Annotated in this window: 18 protein-coding genes; 6 read left to right on the forward strand and 12 right to left on the reverse strand. The window is 39.5% G+C overall.

Features of this window, described 5'->3' with window-relative positions:
- Window positions 1-101 precede the first annotated feature (101 nt).
- Entirely contained in the window at window positions 102-1,739 is a 1,638-nt protein-coding gene (locus QZ488_RS05265; protein WP_293746757.1) for an FMN-binding glutamate synthase family protein, read from the forward strand.
- A gap of 73 nt (window positions 1,740-1,812) precedes the next feature.
- Here QZ488_RS05265 and QZ488_RS05270 read toward each other — a convergent pair whose 3' ends face one another.
- The 4 genes from QZ488_RS05270 to QZ488_RS05285 all read right to left on the reverse strand — a co-directional run bounded on the left by QZ488_RS05270 (window position 1,813) and on the right by QZ488_RS05285 (window position 5,932).
- Entirely contained in the window at window positions 1,813-1,983 is a 171-nt protein-coding gene (locus QZ488_RS05270; RefSeq protein ID WP_293746758.1) for a DUF3545 family protein, read from the reverse strand.
- A gap of 300 nt (window positions 1,984-2,283) precedes the next feature.
- Entirely contained in the window at window positions 2,284-3,927 is a 1,644-nt protein-coding gene (gene pgi / locus QZ488_RS05275) for a glucose-6-phosphate isomerase (RefSeq protein ID WP_293746759.1), read from the reverse strand.
- 97 nt (window positions 3,928-4,024) lie between these two features.
- Window positions 4,025-4,978 carry a transaldolase gene (gene tal / locus QZ488_RS05280; protein WP_293746760.1) on the reverse strand — a complete coding sequence of 318 codons (954 nt, stop codon included), beginning with the start codon at window positions 4,976-4,978 and terminating at the stop codon, window positions 4,025-4,027.
- Between the two features lie 321 nt (window positions 4,979-5,299).
- Window positions 5,300-5,932: a DUF2799 domain-containing protein gene (locus tag QZ488_RS05285; protein WP_293746761.1), complete on the reverse strand. Its 633-nt coding sequence runs from the start codon at window positions 5,930-5,932 to the stop codon at window positions 5,300-5,302.
- A gap of 172 nt (window positions 5,933-6,104) precedes the next feature.
- On the opposite strand from QZ488_RS05285, the gene yaaA reads away from it, so the two are divergent.
- The 3 genes from yaaA to QZ488_RS05300 all read left to right on the forward strand — a co-directional run bounded on the left by yaaA (window position 6,105) and on the right by QZ488_RS05300 (window position 10,396).
- The gene (gene yaaA, locus QZ488_RS05290) at window positions 6,105-6,881 is read left to right on the forward strand and encodes a peroxide stress protein YaaA (RefSeq protein ID WP_293746762.1); all 777 of its coding nucleotides are present in this window, start codon (window positions 6,105-6,107) and stop codon (window positions 6,879-6,881) included.
- 282 nt (window positions 6,882-7,163) lie between these two features.
- Window positions 7,164-7,559 carry a DUF3718 domain-containing protein gene (locus QZ488_RS05295; protein ID WP_293746763.1) on the forward strand — a complete coding sequence of 132 codons (396 nt, stop codon included), beginning with the start codon at window positions 7,164-7,166 and terminating at the stop codon, window positions 7,557-7,559.
- Between the two features lie 266 nt (window positions 7,560-7,825).
- Window positions 7,826-10,396 (forward strand): exo 1,3/1,4-beta-D-glucan glucohydrolase, encoded by a 2,571-nt coding sequence (locus QZ488_RS05300; protein ID WP_293746764.1) that lies wholly within the window; start codon window positions 7,826-7,828, stop codon window positions 10,394-10,396.
- A gap of 84 nt (window positions 10,397-10,480) precedes the next feature.
- Here QZ488_RS05300 and QZ488_RS05305 read toward each other — a convergent pair whose 3' ends face one another.
- Window positions 10,481-10,939, reverse strand: a complete 459-nt coding sequence (locus QZ488_RS05305; protein WP_293746765.1) for a hypothetical protein — start codon at window positions 10,937-10,939, stop codon at window positions 10,481-10,483.
- Between the two features lie 171 nt (window positions 10,940-11,110).
- Here QZ488_RS05305 and QZ488_RS05310 point away from each other — a divergent pair, with 171 nt between their 5' ends.
- Window positions 11,111-13,468, forward strand: a complete 2,358-nt coding sequence (locus QZ488_RS05310; protein ID WP_293746766.1) for a DNA polymerase II — start codon at window positions 11,111-11,113, stop codon at window positions 13,466-13,468.
- A 115-nt stretch (window positions 13,469-13,583) separates the two neighbouring features.
- Here the strand turns inward: QZ488_RS05310 and QZ488_RS05315 are convergent, their stop codons facing one another.
- The 6 genes from QZ488_RS05315 to ccoG form a co-directional block, all read right to left on the reverse strand.
- A complete protein-coding gene (locus QZ488_RS05315; RefSeq protein ID WP_293746767.1) occupies window positions 13,584-14,192 on the reverse strand; it encodes a thiol:disulfide interchange protein DsbA/DsbL in 609 nt (202 codons plus the stop codon).
- A gap of 105 nt (window positions 14,193-14,297) precedes the next feature.
- Window positions 14,298-14,921, reverse strand: coding sequence for a thiol:disulfide interchange protein DsbA/DsbL (locus QZ488_RS05320; RefSeq protein WP_293746768.1), 624 nt, complete (start codon window positions 14,919-14,921; stop codon window positions 14,298-14,300).
- Between the two features lie 148 nt (window positions 14,922-15,069).
- Entirely contained in the window at window positions 15,070-16,338 is a 1,269-nt protein-coding gene (locus QZ488_RS05325) for a porin (protein WP_293746769.1), read from the reverse strand.
- A 14-nt stretch (window positions 16,339-16,352) separates the two neighbouring features.
- Complete coding sequence (locus QZ488_RS05330) at window positions 16,353-16,781, reverse strand: substrate-binding domain-containing protein (protein WP_293746770.1); 429 nt, start codon at window positions 16,779-16,781, stop codon at window positions 16,353-16,355.
- A gap of 420 nt (window positions 16,782-17,201) precedes the next feature.
- Window positions 17,202-18,167, reverse strand: a complete 966-nt coding sequence (locus tag QZ488_RS05335; RefSeq protein ID WP_293746771.1) for a serine/threonine protein kinase — start codon at window positions 18,165-18,167, stop codon at window positions 17,202-17,204.
- On the reverse strand, window positions 18,164-19,603 hold the full coding sequence (ccoG, locus tag QZ488_RS05340) for a cytochrome c oxidase accessory protein CcoG (RefSeq protein ID WP_293746772.1): 1,440 nt from the start codon (window positions 19,601-19,603) through the stop codon (window positions 18,164-18,166). Before ccoG ends, QZ488_RS05335 begins: the two co-directional genes overlap by 4 nt.
- Before the next feature lie 256 nt (window positions 19,604-19,859).
- On the opposite strand from ccoG, the gene QZ488_RS05345 reads away from it, so the two are divergent.
- A complete protein-coding gene (locus QZ488_RS05345) occupies window positions 19,860-20,225 on the forward strand; it encodes a hypothetical protein (RefSeq protein WP_293746773.1) in 366 nt (121 codons plus the stop codon).
- Here the strand turns inward: QZ488_RS05345 and QZ488_RS05350 are convergent.
- Window positions 20,218-21,450 carry an ATP-binding protein gene (locus tag QZ488_RS05350; protein ID WP_293746774.1) on the reverse strand — a complete coding sequence of 411 codons (1,233 nt, stop codon included), beginning with the start codon at window positions 21,448-21,450 and terminating at the stop codon, window positions 20,218-20,220. The two genes, QZ488_RS05345 and QZ488_RS05350, sit on opposite strands and share 8 nt — an antisense overlap.
- Window positions 21,451-21,454 lie beyond the last annotated feature (4 nt).

Consider the following 21,454-nt stretch of genomic DNA (forward strand, 5'->3'; position numbering starts at 1 on the left):
CTTAGGATAGCTATGTTGATCTTATCTGCTAACAATCATTTCTAGAACGCGTATTATCCCAAGTTCAGGCTGTCCAATACTCGTCAAAATAAGGCCATAAAATGAGACGTACGTTTGTTTTAGTCACTGTTACTGCTTGGGTAGTGATGGTATTACTGAGCTTTAAATGGCCAAATATTATCTGGTTGAGCCTATTCTTAATTCCAGCTTCGCTAATTGGTTTATACGATATGTATCAAACCAAACATGCACTAAGGCGAAATTTTCCCTTTGTAGGGCGCGGGCGCTGGGTCATGGAATTTTTTAGACCATTTCTACGCCAGTACTTTTTTGAGTCTGAAACCGACGGTGTACCCATCAATAGAATGTTTAGGTCGGTGATTTATCAGCGTGCCAAGGGGGTAACTGATTCAGTGCCTTATGGCACTAAGCTAGACACTCAAGCCGTGGGATATGAATGGATAGGTCATTCCTTGGCCGCCATTCATGCCGATAAAGAGACACCAAGCCAGAGAGTCGATGTGGGTGGTCCAGATTGTTTGATGCCTTATTCTGCCAGTATTTTTAATATCTCAGCCATGAGTTATGGCTCGTTAAGTGGCAATGCAATACAAGCCTTAAACAAAGGTGCAAAGCAAGGTGGCTTTTTCCACAATACGGGTGAAGGTAGCGTGAGTCTTTCTCATTTAAAACATGGTGGCGACTTAGTTTGGCAGATTGGAACGGGTTATTTTGGTTGTAGAACCAAAGAAGGCGGTTTTGACGAAGATAGTTTCGCTAAAACAGCGACAAAAGATAACATCAAGATGATAGAAATTAAGCTATCCCAAGGCGCAAAGCCTGGTCATGGTGGTATTTTACCTGCCCACAAGAATACCATTGAGATAGCCCAAATTAGACAAGTCGAGCCAGGCACAAGGGTTGAATCACCGCCAACACATTCCGCTTTTTCTACGCCCCTTGAAATGATGGCGTTTATTAAACAACTGAGGGATTTGTCTGGTGGGAAACCAATAGGTTTTAAATTATGTATCGGCAGAAAAAGCGAATTTGTTGCTCTGTGTAAGGCGATGGTTGAAACAAAAATCCAACCTGATTTTATCACTGTTGATGGTGGTGAAGGCGGCACAGGTGCTGCGCCATTAGAATATTCTAATTCTGTTGGTATGCCACTTCGTGAGGCACTGGTATTTGTGGTTGACGTACTAGTCGGTTTTGGTTTGAAAAAAGAGATTAAAGTGATTGCTAGTGGTAAAACATTTACCGGTTTTCATTTAGTTAAAAATTTAGCTTTGGGCGCTGACATGTGTAATAGCGCTAGAGGCATGATGGTAGCACTGGGTTGTGTTCAGTCCTTGATTTGCCATACCAATGAGTGTCCAACAGGCATTGCCACTCAAGATCCGGCTTTAGCTTCAGGTTTAGTTGTGGGCGACAAAGCCACGCGAATTGCTCGTTTTCACAAAGAAACGGTGCACGCCACTTTTGATCTTGTTTCATCCGCTGGTTTATCCAATCCGAATCAGTTAAATCGATCTCATATCTACCGAAGGGTCAGCCAAACTGAAATAAAACGTTATGACGAAATCTACCTGAATGTAACAGACGGTTGTTTGTTGCAAGAAAACTGTCAGCCTAATGTGTTTGATTTAGAGATGAAAGAGTCCTCAGCACACAGTTTCATGCCTAAACAATTTATAGTCGAAGGGCACTCTGGTTTAGAAGAAATCTCTAGTTAAGCCAAGTTTGCAGTATGGCTCATCAAATATTGTGACTCATAAAAAAAGCCCTGAAAATTCAGGGCTTTTATATTTACAATAATTCTAATTCATCTTCCGCTGACATTCCCAACTCTCGTAATTCTAGTTTGAGCCGGTGTCTGTCGTGAATGGCTTCTATCTCTCGCCATTTTCGTTTATTTGCTTTGCTTTTAGATGACTTGGTTTCTGAATCTAAGGTAGACAATAATTCGGACTTATCCATTTTGATCTCCTTTATTATTTTTATAGCGCACTGATTACAAACATTCTCTTCAAACTATTGTGATGTTAAACACAAAACAACAGCTTAAAGACTATGTACCATATAGATTGTTAAAATAGAATAAGTATTTGTACTTTTTATTAACAAGTTGTGAACATTTAGTGACAACAGAAGAGTTGTTGTAGGAGGGATATTTTACTCGAGTAATCCTAATAATAAGAAAACGGCGACATTTTTAAAAAATGCCACCGTTTATAGTTGGGAAGGTAACAGACGTAAACTTACTGGTTAAGTTTGTCGTTAGCCGTTAGCTTTTCTAAATTTACTGATCAATTGATTGGTTGACGCATCAAAATTTAAGCTGGAATCTGTATTGACTAGTTTATCAAGCACTTGATTACCTAACTCTTTACCTAGTTCTACACCCCATTGATCGAAAGAGTTTACCCCCCAAATAGCCCCTTGTACGAAGACTTTATGTTCGTACATGGCAACCATCGCACCTAAGGTTTTAGGATCAACTTGATTGAACAGCAAGGTATTACTCGGCTTGTTACCAGGCATGGTTTTATGCGTGGCGAGTGATTCAAGCGTATCGTCATCTAAGCCCTTTGCAGCTAAATCAGCCTTACACTCGGCAAAGGTTTTACCTTGCATCAGCGCTTGTGTCTGACCAAAACAATTAGACGCTAACATGGCATGGTGAGTGTCATCTTGATTAGGCACGTTGAGCGGTAACATAAAGTCAGCAGGCACTAACACAGTACCTTGGTGGATAAGCTGGTGGAATGAATGTTGACCATTTGTACCTTCACTACCCCAAATAATAGGGCCAGTGGCGTAGTCTGTTTCTGTTAGAGAGCCTGCGATACGTTTACCGTTACTTTCCATATCCAGCTGTTGTACATAAGCAGGGAAACCACGTAAATAGTGATAGTAAGGTAATAACACATGACTTTGTGCTTGGAAAAAATTCACATACCACACACCTAGCAATGCCAATATCATCGGCAAATTTTGCTCTATGGGTGCAGTTTGGAAATGTTCATCCATTTCAAATGCACCTTGCAATAATTCACGATAGTTGTCGTAACCTATTGTCAGTGCAATGGGTAAACCAATCGCTGACCAAAGTGAATAACGACCACCTACCCAATCCCACATTGGGAAAATATTGTCTTCGGCCATACCAAATTCGGTAGCGGCTTTAATATTAGAAGAGACCGCTATAAAATGTTTGGCGATATCTTGTTGTGAACCACCTGCCGCCAAAAACCAAGCTTTAGCAGTAAGTGTATTTTGTAAGGTTTCTTGTGTGGTGAATGATTTAGAAGACATCACGACCAAGGTTTCTTCGTGATCAACTGTGGCTAATACATCTTGGATATGACAACCATCCACATTCGCCACGTAATGTACTTTTACGCCTTTAAACCAATAAGGCTTAAGCGCTTCGGACATGATTTTAGGCCCAAGAAAAGAGCCTCCAATACCAATAGCGACAATTTGCTTTAACGACTTTCCGGTATAACCTTTGCGTTCACCGCTATGAATGCTGGCAACAAAGTCTTGGATTTTTTGCTGACAGGCCAACACTTCAGGCATCACATCTTCACCGTCGACTAAAACCGGTTTACCTGAAAAGTTACGCAGTGCCGTATGTAATACCGCGCGTTGTTCAGTGTGATTGATGATTTCACCGGCAAACATGGCCTGACTTTTTTCACTTACCTGACATTCATTGGCCAGTGTCTGTAATGCGAGCATCACTTCGTCGGTAATAAGGTTTTTTGAAAAATCTAATTCAATACCGCAGGCCGCTTGAGTATAGTTTTCAGCGCGCTGTGGGTCGGCGGCAAACCAGTCCCGCATGTGTTGAGTTTTTATTTGAGTGGCTAATTTTTCAAGGTTTTGCCACGCGGGAGATGCCGTTAGTGCTGTCATAATATGTTCTCAATGTAGGGTAAAAATTAGGTATGACTGTAATCTTGACTAGAAAGCAAAAAGCGCCGAATTCGACGCTTTTTAGTACTCATTTAACTTATAGGTAGCTTCTTAACATCGCTTCCAATTTAACTTGGTCAGCGGCGAAGTTACGAATACCTTCAGATAATTTTTCTGTGGCCATGGCGTCTTGATTCATATCCCAGCGGAACTGAGTTTCAGTTAAAGGTGCGCCAGGTGTTTTAGTCGCGCCATTGTCTTTCAACTTAATAGGCAAAGGTGCGTCAGTTTGAGACAACTCTTCTAATAAGCCTGGTCCTATGGTTAAACGGTCACAACCTGCTAGTTCGGTAATTTCACCTGTGTTACGGAAGCTAGCGCCCATGACAACGGTTTTATAACCATGCTCTTTATAATAATTATAAATTTTAGTCACAGATACCACACCCGGATCTTCGGCTGAAGTGTAGTCAGTTTTACCGGTACTTTTCTTGTACCAATCAAGAATACGTCCTACAAAAGGAGAGATTAAAAACGCACCTGCTTCTGCACATGCTTGAGCCTGAGCAAAACCAAACAACAAGGTAAGATTACAGTTAATGCCTTCCTTTTCTAATACTTCTGCCGCTTTAATACCTTCCCAAGTAGAAGCCAATTTAATCAATATACGACTTTTATCGATACCCGCTTCTTTATACAGAGCAATCAATTTATGGGCTTTTTCGATACTAGCAGCGGTGTCAAATGACAAACGCGCATCCACTTCTGTAGAAATACGACCGGGTACGATATTCACAATATCGGTACCGATAGTGACTGATAATTTGTCACCAGCATCAATAATTTGTTGTTCAGCGTCAGAAGATTGTTCTTTGGCCCATGCCACTGCACTGACTAAGTGAGACTTATACTGCGGCATTTCTGCTGCTTTAAGTAACAATGATGGGTTAGTGGTGGCATCTACCGGTTGGTATTTTTTTATGGCTTCAATATCGCCAGTGTCAGCCACAACTGTGGTGATTTCTCGTAATGCTTGTAATTGGTTAGACATATTATCCTCTATAAGTAATGACGCTTTATTCACTATCACATTGCAATATGTATAGCTTGGCAAAATTGTTTAGGAATTCAAAGAAGTAAGCTGACATATCTTATGTCTTAATGCTTACCATATGGCGATAAGTTAGATTAGGTACAGGGTATAACCGTTGAATATCAGACGCCAGTAAAACGCTTTATTTGCTAACAAAAATAACGGCTATGTGAAATCACATAACCATTTAGGCCTGTAAATCTTTAAAATATTTATGCTCATGTCTACACACTCTAACTATCCATGTACCACAGACGTCTATAGAAATTGGGAAATGCCTTAGTCCGTTAGTAAATAGTGAGAGAACTCCTCTCTTCCTTGTTCGTAGGCTTGAAGGGCATTTTCAAATTCATACTTTAATTCAGGTAAAACACTATATAAGTTTTCTTGTTGCTGTTGGTGTTGTGCTATTTCGTCTCTTATCACTATTCGCTGATTCCGGTTAAGACCATCAGCAATCATCAGTTCACTTTTGTCGACAATAGCGTGCTCAAGCCAGTCTATATTTTTGTAAGTGTCTTCGAGATCTGCCGTTCGTTGATTTAATATGTTTTTTAACCCATAAAGCGTTTGTCCATCGGTGAAGCCAGCTAAAAAATCTGTTTCAAATTGTTCAGGACAATTGCGTTTATAGGTTTTTCCTTGGCGACCTTGAGAAAATCCGTTATTGGTTGTGCAAAACTTTTTAGACCCTGCAAAGTGCCCTTTACGGTAAGTGGCCAAGTCTGGAGTGACACCGTACTCTGCACATTCTTCTCTGTGTTGAGAAATGCGTGTTTCATTCTTGCCAAAACTACCATCTTCAAAACCTATTAATTGCCAATCAGCAGTCAAACAATCTGATTCGTTCATATTGGCGCAATTTGATAGCAATAAAGCGATGCTAGTGATGCCTAAAAATCTTAAGTACATATTAATCCTTATCTGTACGTGGTTTTTATATAGGTCAATTGTATGTTAATTCTGGCTGAAGCTTATTTCAAATACAAAGAAAATTGAAATCCAACTTGTATTTGCCTATGTATCCCACATATTGCTTAGAGTAGTTTTTAACATTAGCTTTATATTTACAGGATCTCATTGAATGTTAGTTGTTATTTCACCCGCCAAAAATCTCGATTTTGACTCTCCTTCGACAACAGACATATTCACTCAGCCAGAGATGTTGGATGATTCAAAAAGGCTGATCAAACATTGTCAAAAATTAAGCCCAGCTAAGATTAGTTCGTTAATGAAAATTAGTGATAAATTAGCCGGCTTGAACGCTGATCGTTACGCCACTTGGCACACACCTTTTGATACTGACAATGCAAAACAAGCCTTATTGGCATTTAATGGTGACGTTTACACTGGGTTAGATGCAGTATCATTTAGTCAAGATGACTTTAACTACGCGCAACAACACCTGCGTATATTGTCAGGATTGTATGGTGTGTTACGGCCACTGGATCTGATGCAAGCATATCGGTTAGAAATGGGCACTAAACTAGACACTGGAAAAGATAAAAACCTATACCAATTTTGGGATGAGCGTATTAGTCATAAATTAAATGCCGCTATTGATCAGCAAGGTGACAATGTTTTGGTTAACTTAGCGTCAAATGAATATTTTAAGGCGGTAAAACCCAAAATTTTGAACGCACAAATTTACACACCGGTATTTCAAGATTGTAAGAATGGGCAATATAAAGTGATTAGCTTTTTCGCCAAAAAAGCCAGAGGCATGATGGCTCGATTTATTATCCAAAATCGTTTGACTGAAGTGAGTCAATTAAAACAATTTGATACGGCTGGGTATAGGTTCTCTGAGCTAAAAAGTAAGGGAAATGAATTGGTGTTTACGCGGGAGGAGCAGAACTAGGTTTTCTTTACTGTGAATCAAAAAGCCAGTTATACCCAAGGTTTTTGTTTGAATCATTAAGCTGTCATCACGAATTTTCTCATAAGTGTTTGGCCATTCTTTTAGTTTGGCCGCTAACAATTTAGTCATGAAATCCTTCTCCTACCAAAGTTATGGTCTAGCATACCTAAGTATCAAATTGTAGATTTCTTAGTCAATCTAATTACTGTCTAATGCGCGCCATCGAAACACAGCACGTTTCACCAGTTACTAAAACTTAAGCAAAACACCGAGGAATTGACCATGTTGAAATTAGTTAAAACTACCATCGCAATCGCTACTATCTCTTTATTTACAGTGGGCAATGCCCAAGCTAATGTAGGCGACGCGTTACAAAACATTTGTACTATCGTCAAAGCTGATGACAAAAGTGAGTTACGTAAAAAAATGAAACTTGTTCAATCAGACTATAAACTTAAACTTAAGGATATTTATGCTGGTATCTCTTGTGGCGGCAACAGTCTTATCCGCACAGCAATGCTTAATAACGCTGTTGAAACAGGCACATTAATGGTTAAGAAAATGCCTAAGGGTGATTTAAGTGCTCCAGAGCAAGATGGCAAAACTGTTATCGCTTGGGCTTCAGAAAACGGACTAGATAATTCACCAATCGTCACTGTGCTTAAAGGTAGAATCTAAGCAGCAAAATAGACATCCTAGAAACGATTAGTTTAATAGGAACCGGTTCAGTGAGTAACAAATAATTGAATAAAAATGGTCTCAGATGAGGCCATTTTTTTTGGCTCAAAAAAGTAAGTTTGCCAACCTGAATGTGCCTAGTATTTAGGTAGCCACCATTTTAGAGACAGGAAGTTTGTCGGTTTTTATTGATTAATTAGGAACAGTTGTTTAGTTTTATGAAAACGTTTCCAAAAATCAGAGAGATAAGGTCATATTCATTGCCAATGATAAAGTTAAAATTTAAACAGATATTAAAATCCACAACATTTCTTTTACTGTCATTGGCTGCTTTAGCGGCATGTTCAGATTCAAAAAACATGAAAACCAGTGAAAAGCTGGTCCCTGTTTTTGCTGAAAAAATTACAGGTATAACTGTTACGCCAGAGAACTGGCCTAAACAAGTCCCTCCTATCAAACGAACAGCAGAACAAGAAGCAAAAATCCTAGAGATTTTGACAAAGATGACCCTGGAAGAAAAAGTCGGTCAGGTTATTCAAGGTGATATTGCTTCAGTCACGCCTGAAGAAGCGAGAGAATATAATTTAGGCTCGGTATTAAACGGCGGCAACAGCGCCCCAGGCGATGATAATCGAGCGCCAGCAGAAGAGTGGTTGAAGCTAGCGGATGAATTTTATAAGGCGTCTACAGATACCAGTGACGGTGGTGTTGGTATTCCATTGTTGTGGGGAATCGATGCAGTTCACGGCAATAACAACCTGCTTGGTGCAACTATCTTTCCGCATAATATTGGTTTAGGTGCGGCTAATGAGCCAGATTTAATGGGCAAAATTGGTGAAATTACGGCAAAAGAAATTCTGGTAGTCGGACTTGATTGGACCTTCGCACCTACTTTAGCGGTGGTGCAGAATGATAAGTGGGGTCGTACTTACGAGAGTTATTCAGAAAATCCTGAAATTGTTGCTAGTTTTGCCGGACCATTGGTTGAAGGTATTCAAGGAAAAGTGAATACCGATAGCTTTCTTGCTAAAGATCATTTGCTGGCAAACGTGAAACATTTCCTAGGCGACGGTGGCACTAAAGATGGTAAGGACCAAGGTGATACCTTTGTTAGTGAAGCGGTAATGCGAGATGTTCATGGAGCGGGTTATCCACCGGCTATTCAGCATGGCGCGTTGGTGGTGATGGCATCGTTCAATAGTTGGCATGGCAGGAAAATGCATGGTAGCCGTGAAATGCTAAATGATATCTTGGTCGAACGTTTGGGTTTTGACGGTGTAGTTGTTGGTGATTGGAATGGTCACGGACAAGTGGAGGGGTGTAGTAATGTGTCTTGTCCACAGGCGTTTAATGCAGGTCTGGATATGTTTATGGCCCCTGATAGTTGGAAAGGATTGTATAAAAACACGCTTAAACAGGTGAAATCAGGTGAGATTAGTTTGAAACGCTTAGATCAAGCCGTATCACGTATTTTACGGGTTAAATTGCGTGCTGGTTTATTTGAAGCTGAGTTGCCATCTAAGCGCCCTTTTGCTGGTAAGTTTGACCTATTAGGCTCTAGTGAACATAAAGCCATAGCCAGAGAGGCAGTGCGTAAATCGCTAGTACTTCTTAAAAATAACGACCATTTATTGCCTTTGCAAGCTAACTCAAAAGTATTGGTTGCAGGTGGTGGAGCAAACAACATTGGTCAACAATCCGGTGGCTGGACATTAACTTGGCAAGGTACTGGCAATAAAAATTCTGATTTTCCTAATGGTGAATCGATTTATCAAGGCATTCAAAAAGCAGTTCAAACCGCTGATGGCCAAGTTGAGCTTAGTGACAACGGCGATTTCGAAACAAAACCTGATGTAGCAATAGTGGTCTTTGGTGAACAACCTTATGCTGAGTTCCAAGGCGATGTGACAGATTTAGATTACAAACCCAATGCAGATCATGTTTTGTTAAAATCCCTTAAAGAGCAGGGTATTCCTACTGTATCAATATTTTTATCTGGCCGCGGTATGTGGGTGAACCCAGAACTAAATGTATCTGATGCATTTGTAGCGGCTTGGTTACCTGGTTCTGAAGGCGGAGGCATAGCGGACTTATTATTTAAAGATGCCAAAGGGAATGTTCAATATGACTTTACTGGACGTTTGTCTTTTTCTTGGCCAGCTAACCCTCTTGATGTTGAAGTGAATATAGGTGACGAAAATTACCAACCTTTATTTGCTTATGGTTATGGATTATCGGTAAATGATAGACAAAACATATCGTTATTGAGCGAAGAGATAGACCCTTCTGTTAGCCAAATTAGTGATAGCCGGTTCTTATTTGCTGGTGATCCGGTGCAGCCATGGCGTTTAGTGTTGAATGATGCGGGCGGTAACACACAAGTGAGTGCTAATTCTCAAGCCAGTTCGTTATCAAAGTTATTTGTTCAAGCCACAGACAATAAGGCTCAAGAAGATACCGTTCAAGCCACTTGGAGCGGTAGAGCAAATTTATCAATACAGGGTAATCCAGTTAACTTAACAGCTAAAGTCACTCAAGGCATGGCGTTAGTTTTTAATTACAATGTGCTTGAACAAGGAGCGAGCAAGGTAGTGTTGAGCTCTGGATGTGGAGTCGATTGTGCTGGTGAGCTAGATATCACAGCATCACTAACGTCTAAGGTGGGATTGGGTTGGCAACAAGCCAACATTGCGCTTACTTGTTTTGCCAAAGCTGGCAGTAATATGCAAAAAGTAGACATTCCCTTTTTACTAGCTGCGGATGATGGTTTGGTCATTCAGTTAAGTGAAATCAACATTAAAATGGCCCAGAAGAGTATGGAGAGTTGCAACCTATAACGCTCCAGTATCCTAGAGTTTACTAATGTAAAACTCTAGGATACTGGTTTTAATTAAGTGCATTGCAAGTTGCAGTGAAGTAGTTTAATTGACTTGGTTACTAGAAGAGACATCAGTTTGTTTTCTACTTTTACTCAGTTGTGCCAAGTTTTCTAACAAAAAGGCTTCCGCTTTTTGTTCATTTTCAAACAGTACAGTTTCAATATCGATATGATTTCCGCAGTCATGCATGATTGTTTGAGTTTGAGCTTTGCCAACGTAGGAGTCGAAACAATAAGCTTCAAAACAGCAGCCCAATTTTATACAGCTGCTATAGGTACCCACAATGATCTGTTGTGCTTCAGGTGTTGTGGCTTGAAAGTTTTTGCTATTACATAGGTAAGCCCATGATTGGCCTTCATAAGTTTGACCTAACTTTTTTAACTTCTCTGCGTAATAATTAATGACAGCCGTACCGCATGCGCCGGATAAAATCACCACTACAATTTCACCGCGTTTGTATAGTTCAACGCCACCATTTCTGTCCTTAAAAACGTATTTCAATTTTTAGCGCTCTTAGAAGCCAACAGGTCATTTTAAGCTACCTTAAACCGGACAATTTTAATAGTAGAATCGAACTCAAATTCTGTTTGATACTTTGTTCTGGCTTGCTATCTATTACGATTCCCCTTACCTTGCCGACTCTTGAATTTTTAGAACCTTAGGCCCTAATACATGCAAGTCTCCTCAGAGGGATTTATTCTTACAGCCCGCAACATAGAACGTCATGGTAAAACCTACATTGAATGCTGGTTTTTAACCGAAAACGGCGTGGTAAAGGCTATATCAAATTCACAGCAAGGGTTGTTTTTCATTCTCCAAGATGACGCCGCCGAAGTGACGCGGTTACTGACAAAAAACAGCATTGAGCATAGATATAGTTCATTGGCATTAAATACCTTTGAACATCAAAAAGTAGGTGGCGTGTATTTTGATAGAAACAACTCACTGTACAAAGCCAAAACATTACTAAAGCAACATCAAATTAGTTGTTTTGAGGATGATGTGCGTTTAACAGAGCGTTATTTGATGGAACGTTTTGTATATGGCAGTGCTGCCTTTTCAGGCAAACAAGTTGTAAACCAATCGAAATCATCTGAAGTAATTGATATTCAATGTAAACCCAGTCAATTTGTGCCGCATTTTACCTTGTTATCTATTGATATCGAATGCAGTGAACAGGGTGAATTGTTTTCTATTGGACTCGCCAGCGATACCTATAAGTGTGTGTTAATGATTGGCAAGTCAGAAGCAGCTGAAGACTGGGTCGTCTGGGTGGATAATGAAAAAACGTTACTGCAGCAGTTCGTTATTCAAGTGAATCGCTTCGATCCAGACATCATTATTGGTTGGAACGTGGTCAATTTTGATTTTCGATTATTGATCAAACGTGCCGCTTTACATCGAGTTGAATTGTCTTTGGGACGTGATAATCAAGCTATTTCATGGCGAGATGCTAGAAATGAAGTGAATCAGGGATTTGTATCCATGCCCGGCAGGGTGGTGGTGGATGGTATTGATGCTCTGAAAACGGCGACTTATCACTTTGACAGCTTTAGTTTAGAGAATGTTGCCCAAACCTTATTAGGCAAAGGTAAAAAGACTGAAAATGTTGACGATAGGCTTGCCCAGATTGAATACGATTTCAAACACAACAAGGTCAAGTTAGCCGAATACAATCTGCAAGATTGCCAGTTAGTGCTAGATATTTTTGCACACACAAAAGTCCTTGATTTTTTAACGCTACGTAGCCAGCTAACTGGTCTTGAGCTTGACCGAATGGGCGGCTCAGTGGCAGCGTTTATCAATTTGTATCTACCTAAGTTGCATCGGGCAGGGTATGTTTCACCTAATCGCCCAAAGGATGGTGGTTTAGCCAGTCCTGGTGGATATGTGATGAGTTCCAAACCGGGTTTATATCAACACGTATTAGTGTTGGATTTTAAGAGCCTCTACCCATCCATCATACGTACCTTTAAGATAGACCCCCTTGGGTTAGTGGAAGGGTTAGCATCACCGGATAAGGCGATTGAGGGCTATCGTGGGGCTAAATTTAGTCGAGACAAACACTTTTTGCCTGAAATTATCACATCGCTTTGGCAGCAGCGCGATGAGGCCAAGAAAAACCAAGATGCAGCGCGTAGTCAGGCGATAAAAATTCTGATGAATTCGTTTTATGGAGTATTAGGCTCAGGAGGTTGTCCGTTTTACGATACACGTTTAGCTAGTTCAATTACCATGCGTGGTCATGACATTATGCAAACCACAGCGAAATGGATTGAACAAGCCGGTTATGAGGTCATTTATGGCGATACCGATTCGACCTTCGTGTGGTTAAACGGCGAGTATTCAAGTCAACAAGCTATCCAAATTGGTCAATCACTTGCTCTTGAAATCAATCAAAAATGGCAAGATAACATCCAACAAACCCATCAACTTGATTGTGATTTAGAAATCGAGTTTGAAACCCATTTTAGTCAATTTTTAATGCCCACTATTCGTGGTTCAGAATTGGGAAGTAAAAAACGTTATGCGGGACTAAAAACAAACAAAGACGGCGAAGAGCTTATATTTAAAGGTTTGGAAACAGTGCGTTCTGACTGGACTCAACTGGCGAAGGGTTTTCAACTTAAGTTATATCAAATGGTCTTTGCCGGACAAAACGTGCAAGAGTATGTATTACAAACCATTCAAGATACCCGCTCTGGTAAGCTTGATGAGCAACTGGTTTATCGAAAACGTATTCGCCGTAGATTAGATCTTTATGTCAAAAACGTGCCGCCCCATGTGAAGGCAGCAAGGTTGGCCGATCAACAAAATGCAGCGTTAGGTAAAACACTTAAATATCAGCACAAAGGCTGGATTTCTTATGTGATCACCATTAATGGCCCACAACCAATAGAATACTTAACTAGTCAAATAGACTATGACCATTACGTGGAAAAACAAGTCAAACCAATTGCTGAGGGAATACTGCCGTTTATAGATTTGTCCTTTGAAAACATGACCAGCCAACAAATGGGCCTGTTCTAAGGAAAATAATAAGGTATTAACAACACAAAGATCTCATTTCCATTCTGTACAAAGATAGAAAGTATACGATTAGAAGGTTATCTCTGTATTGTAAATGGCCCAGTTAAAATTAAGTTTATTTCTGTTTAACTAACCAATTAATCAGCTCAACAGATTGGTCTGGGGTCATGTCGCGAGTGAATATCGCTTGGTATTTTTCGTTAATAATGATGGTCGGGACACTTCTTACACCTCTGGCAATTTTGTCATTTTTGGCGACTTGGCTGCGAATGCCAAAACTCGTCATCATCTTCTCTAGCTTAGCTACATCAGCTCCTGTTCTCGCATAAACAGCTAGGATATCAGCCTTACTAGTAATGGGGGTTCTTTGTTGATGGATCGCGCTAAATAGCGCCTTATTGAATTGCACATCAGTTTTTAATGCTTTGGCGGCTAACATAGCTGCCGTTGCGTGATTTTGAGTTTCCTTAGTGGTGCTACCGTTAAAATTAACATGTACTTTTTCAAATGGGATACTTGATGGTAGGTCACGTTTAATCTGCGGTACTACGGTTTCAAAGGCGTTACAAGCGGGACACCAATACGAAAATACTTCTTGTACTTTAGGTTTACTGCTCGGTTTTTCAGCAATCACTTTATAATGAGTATTCTCTTGCCATTTGGATTGCGCTAAAGAATCAAAATTTGTTAAAAGTAACAATATAACTAAAAATAACTGACGCATAAAAAAAGCTCTCTTGATGTTTATTGGGGGGGAGGCGTTAAATAAAAAGCCAGCTAAATTTCTAACTGGCTTGAAGTCTATACTACTTAAATAAAACCTGAGTATTTACTTTTTATTGGATAAAAATACGATTAAATCAACATGTTCATCTGGGGTCATATCGCGTGTAAAAGTAGCTTGATACTTACCATTAACAATAAAATTAGGTACGCTGTTGACGTATTTTCTGTATTCTTTTATAGCTTTGTTGTTCATATTTAGTCTACTTTTCACGCCAAAACTAGACATCATTTTATCAAATTCTTCTGGCTCAACACCATTCACTACAAAGATGTTTTTTAAGTCTTTAATACCTGTAATTGATGAGCGAGAGACGTGTATATATTTAAATATGGCTTGATTAAGCTGGTCAGCTTTTTTCAACTCTCTGGCTACCATCATCGCTTTAGTGGCATCGTCCTGAATGGCTTGGCTAGTGAAACCCATAAAGTTGACATGTACTTTTTTAAATTCAACATCATCTGCCAATTTAGATTTCATGTCTTTGACAATTGGCTCAAAGTTAAAACAGTGAGGACACCAAAACGAAAAGAATTCTAGTACTTCTTTTTTTTCAGTCGCTTGCTCAGCGATTACTTTGTAATGCTCACCTTCTTGCCATTTTTCTTGGGCACAGGCTTGTAGCGGTATCAATATAGCTAAACTGAGTATTAACAATATTTTTTTCATAACTTCTCACAACTAATTTAAAATTTGCCAGCAGATTAGCACAGCTTTATCTATTTTCCGATAGTGGCTTATGCATAGATACCTCTTTTTTAAAAACAAAAACGCCCCAATAATGGAGCGTTTAGAAATTAACTTTCGATATTAATTTTCAGAACACATAATTGGCTCCAAAGCGAATTAGGGTCACATCTTGATCACTTAGATCGTCAGTGAATTTACTCACATCCACTTTCAACGCAATGTTAACGTCGTAGTCGTAACGCAAGGTTGCTGACACAGTGGTGTCTTCAGAGTTATTCGCAAATAATAAACCATTTGACACGCTGTTTAATGCACCAGTGATTATCGCACTTGAATTAGGTTGCGGTAATAAGGTTAACGGCGCTCCAACTGCGGCAATCACTCCTTGATTTACTGACATACCAAAAGGTGAATTGACAAAATTTTGCACTTGGGTAATCGACAATTGTGCAGACGTCAACTGACTAACTTGTGACGGGAATTTTATGTCAGCTTCACTTTTTGATTTTTCGTAAGTGATTGAGGGTGTCCATTTTCCTTTTCGCATTCCTGCTGTTACGTAATAGGCTTCAGTTGAAGATAAGAAGGATTGAGCTACATCAATACTGGTTATTTCAGCACTAACAAACCAATCAAATTTATCCACTTGCACAGACAACCCTAGGAATTCCCCTTTATCATCTTCCCATTTTAATAATTCACCAAGTTCACTAAACCCAGTTGCGTAAATAGAATCTAATCCAGCAGAGGCTTGTATTAGATCAGCTCTAGTTGAGTTACCAATATTCAAAGTAGATTTAGCTGTACCTGCTACACCGCGAATTTTAAACCAGTCATAAGTCGCTTCAGCTGACAGTACTAAGGCATTGTTACCTGTTACTTCAGTACCTAGTGTCGGTCCATTAAAAGTACCAGTTGAAAAGTTAATATTATATTCCCAATCACCGGCGTAATCCGCGTAGTCAAAGCGAATCCCTTCAAGATTGTTAAAAGGTACGTCATACACAGATCTTGGGGTAGTTAGCCAATGGTAAGAATATCCAACATCTTTAGAGGCTGAATAATTAAATAGCGGTAAGCGTAAACGACCAGCCACAATACTTAGGTTGTCAGTCGCCTCATAGGTTAAATAAGCCCATTCAAACTCTGGATCATAGTTATTTGCACCTTTAGCCACTAATTGCCCAGTAGCTGTCATTTTATCGTTGATATCACCGCTAATTTGAATCGCAAATAAACTCTCCTCTGAAAAACTAAAACGGTCATCATAACCATATAAGGTATTGTTAGAATCTGTCATTCCGCCTGTAAAATTAGCAAAACCGTTAATTCTGACTTCTGCTTGTGCAGTAAACGTACTGGCGGTCAAAGCCGCAATAGTTAATAATTTTTTCACAATAATGCTCCTAATTAGTTCAACGAAATGACTTTAACTGCATCTGAAACTGATGCGCTGTCTACATAACCAATGGCATTTTGGTTGTCTGCGACTATCGCTAAAACTGCAGCGTCGTTGTCCAATTCTTTCGGCGGTATGCCTTTGCCAGTAAATACAAGTTTTGACCAGTAAGCTGCTATTTGTGTTGAACTACGACCCAAAGTGTTAGTGTCAAAAGAGTCACGAGCACTTGAAGAAGGCGTTTGGTTTACCGGTAATACTTCCTTACCATTAGAGAACTTTTTCTCTTTGCCTAAAAATATGCGTTGAACAGCCTTTTTACTGAGTGCTGCGTCGTTACTTGGATGAACAACAACTACTACGTCAGCCAAAGAAAAGAATGAAATAGAGTAGCCAACTGCTATTCCGGTTAGGATTTTTGTAAAAGACTTTATGTGCATGTCATTTGCCTATATGAGGTTTATTAAGTATGAATATTCATAGCATTTATGTGCCAAAAACCAAATCTTACCGATTACAACTTTTCTAATAAATGGCATTAAACCATTTTTAAAACAAAGGCTTATATTATTATTGATCTAGTGATACTAATTTCGACGCACATATTATGGTATAAGAAATTAAAAGATACAGTGTTTATAGGTATTTAAACTCATACATTGTTATGTGAAATAGATACCCTTACCATCAATGTTTTATGAATGTTTTTTTATGTCCTAATTAGCATTGATTTTTGTTGCACAAAGTGCTACAGAAAGTTGCTAACTCATTGTTGTACATTGTAAAAGTAGTAGGTAATCGACCACAAAGCAATACGACTTTCGTATAGAACGTATTGACTCAAGTGCGTGAAAAAAAGCTTAAAATGCCAGTGGTGGCTCTTGTAATGCAGAGAGTTGCTCTTTCAAGCCTAGGATTTGTTGTTCCCAATATTTACCATCAGCAAACCAAGGGAAAGCTTGCGGAAAAGCGGGATCTTGCCAGCGCCTTGCCAACCAAGCCATATAATGCACCATACGCATGGCGCGTAATGGTTCTATTAATGCGAGCTGAGTAGTATCAAAATCACAAAATTCTTCATAGGCTTCTATTAGGGTATCCATTTGAATAAACTGTTGTTGCCTGTCGCCTGAAAGCATCATCCATAAATCTTGAATGGCTGGCCCACTTCTACAATCATCTAAATCAACAAAAGTAGGGCCATCTCGCCACAATATGTTACCTGGGTGACAATCTCCGTGGAGCCTAATGTTATTTGTGCTGGTGTAAAGCGACAAAGCTAAATCAGCCACTTGTTGTAAGATAGTGAAAAAGGCTTGATGCAAGCCTGAAGGGATTAGTGGACTGTTTTGTAGTTCTTGAAGTGGAGTAATCAAGTAATCATCAACACTAATGATAGGGCGGTGGACAAAGTTGGCACTTTTAGCAACAGCATGAATTCTACCAATAAAACGTCCCATCCATTCGACTTGATTTAAATCATCTACTTCAAATTGCCGGCCTCCTACAGAGGGGAAAAGTGCAAAATAGAAGTCATCATAAACATGCAAGCTTTGCTTGTTATTAACCAGTGGTGCAACCACAGGTATTTCGTGAGAAGCCAACTCAATAGAAAAGTCATGTTCTTCTTGAATTTGTGCTTGGCTCCAACGTTGTGGTCGATAAAACTTCGCCACGTAACGTTTTTTATCTTCTGCTACAAATTGATAAACCCTATTTTCGTAGCTGTTTAGTGCCAATAAACCAGATTCAACTAAAATACCTTGTGATTCTATGGCGTCGAGTATTAAGTCAGGGGTGAGTCCCGAAAAATCAAAAGTACTCACAAATCAGGATACAAAAATTTACTTATTTCTTGCACCTTAACTTGGTTTTCTTGGTCGTCAATTGATTCAACACGAAAGCTAAACTCAGTGGATTCTTGGGTCAATTTATTGGGGTTGATGGCAATGCTCAGAGGTAAATTGAACACTTCGCCTCCTGCAACTGTTGCCTCATTTTGACCAATATAAGTGTGTCCCTCAAGGTTATCAACGTATACGCGGTAACGATGTGTGAGTTGCGATTTATTCAGAATTTTAATGGTAAATACGTTCTCAATCAGTCCATTCCCTGTTTCTCGATACATAGGAACCCTGTCTTTTATAATGTCTATTTCTAACGGTTTTCTAGATGCAATTTCGAAGACTAATAACCCTGACATTAGCACTAGGACTATGGCATAACCGATTAGTTTAGGTCGAAATATTTTTGTTGTGCCACCGGCCAATTCCGTTTCTGAGGTAAAACTAATCAAACCTTTTGGATAATTCATTTTATCCATTACACCGTTGCAGGCATCAACACAAGCACCGCAATTTATGCATTCGTATTGCAATCCGTTTCGGATATCTATGCCTGTAGGGCAAACTTGAACACATAGGTTGCAATCAATACAGTCGCCTAAACCATTTTGAAGATTACTTTCGCGGCTAGCTTTTCGTCCCCTTGGTCCTCGTTGTTCTCCTCTTGCGGCGTTATACGCAACGGTATAGGTATCTTTGTCGAACATGGCAGATTGAAAACGTGCGTACGGGCATATGTGGGTACACATGATTTCACGCATCCAACCGGCGTTACCATAAGTACAAATGGTAAAAAATAGAACCCAAAAGACAATCCAAAAGCTACTTGAAAAGGTGAAAAACTCAAAGAATAAATAGTCGATTGGTGTGAAGTAACCGACAAACGTGAGAGAGGTTAATAAAGCCGTACTGACCCAAGCCAAATGTTTAAGTGTTTTACGCCATAACTTGTCAAAGTCCATTTTCCTTTGATCTAGTTTCATTCGTTTATTACGGCTGCCTTCAATTCTTTCTTCAAACCAGATGTAAATAAAGGTCCAAGTAGTTTGTGGGCACATAAAACCACACCAAACTCGGCCCGCAAAGGTTGTCACAAAAAATAGTGCAAAGGCGGCGACTATCAAAATCCACGCTAAAAGCGTTAAATCTTGGGGCCACAGTGTTAAGCCAAATATATTAAAACGCTGTGCACCAATATCAAATAACACGGCTTGAGAGTCGTTAAACTGGATCCAAGGTAATACCGCAAAACTTCCTAGAAAAAACAGTCCGAAAAATCGGCGAATATTTTCCAACATGCCGGTAACCGCGCGCACGTATATTCTACTGCGAGGAGTATAGGTATTGTCATGTTTGTTTTTATCTGGGCGGTGTACTTTTACGGGTGAGATGTTTTTAACAGGAATTCGCTCACTCATTAGATGTCCTTGGTATATCGAAAAAGGCAAAAGCAGAGAGTTCTATAGACTCTAATTACCAAGCAAGTATATCAGTATGTTAACTGCTGTGCTTGATCTCGGTCAGGCTTTTTCTGGTTATTGGTAGACCACTAAATGTAATTCAAAGGTTATTCTTAGGTATTAGAGCACATAACTATTGACTGTTTTTTACTGGGGTGTTTTCACGTAGCATAGCTAATCTTCTAATGATTGAACTGTATTTGAGTCACACGGTATGTTGCGTTTTATTGTAGTTACGTTTGAAATTTTGGCATTGATAATGATTTTGCGCAGTGCATTTGTGCAATTTTGGTTAACTGACGTGCAAACAACTACATCACAGTGGATGCTTGATATATCCATGACAATTGACAACCAACAGCTGACTAAGTTTAGACAAGATATTTCGGCCCATGTACAAGGTTTAACCGAGCCACAAACAGAATATTTGCATAGAATTACCAGCACAAAAACTGAACTGAAGAAGTTTAACCAACATTATTGTCGCGCTGGTGACAAAAATCCTTTCATCTATGGAACAAATTTACACTATGTCTGTGGAGAGATCAGTCGAAAGGGTATTATTGATAAAATTAGTTAAAAGGATTGGGCAAGCTAATGACAAATTTAGCGCCACCCAATTTGCCTTCTGTTACATAGCAATTTCCTTGATGCCACTCGACAATTCTTTTTACAATAGCTAAACCTAGACCCGCACCACCTTTTTGTCTATCTCGACTCTCATCAGGACGAAAAAAAGGAGAAAATATCTTTTTACGCATTTCCTGTGATACGCCAACTCCGTCATCCTCTACGCAAATCTGAATAACGTCTTTTTGTTTGATCACGTATATATCTAACATCTCGTTGGCATAACGTTTACCATTTAATACTAAATTTTCAATGGCCCTTTCTATAAAATGTTCATCAGCCAATACATGAGGATCATCACCATAAACCATTACGTTTAAGGTAGACAAGTGACTTCCTTTCAGCCGATCAACTAATTGCTGACATAATTGTTTAATCGGAATTTCAGCTAAATTCATCTCTGGTATTCGAGCGTCTGTACTGGCGTAATCAAGCATTTCTTGTACAAGGTTTTCCAATTCATTGACGTCTTGTTGCATACCCAGCCAAGGATTACTCTGCGCTGGAGGATTCATGGCAAGAGCAAATTTTAATCTGGCTAGCGGTGTGCGAAACTCATGTGTTACCGCGCCACTTAGCTCTCGCTGATTTTGCATAAGTTGGGTAATTTGCCGTCCCATGTTGTTAAGGGATTTTGCTATAGGATAAATCAAAGAGGTTTTACTAATATTATTCTGTGCAATGCTCCCATTGGGTTTGACGTCTGAAACGGTTTTTTCTAGGTTTGATAAATCCCGCCATAATGGCCAAAGCCAAAATGCAATAACGCCCCCTAACAACACGAAAAAAATAACGCTGTAAAGTATAAATTGCCCTGAGTTTGGCCTGTTAATCTGCAATGATATTTCTAGAAGCTGAGTATTTGCATCTAGTATGTAAATTTGCTCAGTAATGTTTGAGTCACTGAGTACGATTGCTTGGCCATTATGTAATTTTTTTAAATCATTATCTGACCATGCAATATCTGCTAGATTGAGCGTTTGTTGAGTGCCTCCCAAGCTTTGAATAAAACTAGGTATATCCACGTTTTGCTGCATGGCAGCTTCAAATACAGGGCCTAATAGTTGAGCATTGGTTGATTCTGACTGAGTAAAAAACACTCGCTCAAGGCCAGCGCTCAAACCCACTAACGATAATGCAATAATGAGATATAAACTGATGAATAGGCGCGCCATTAAG

It is taken from the genome of uncultured Paraglaciecola sp., assembly GCF_913020055.1.
Taxonomy (GTDB): Bacteria; Pseudomonadota; Gammaproteobacteria; order Enterobacterales; family Alteromonadaceae; genus Paraglaciecola.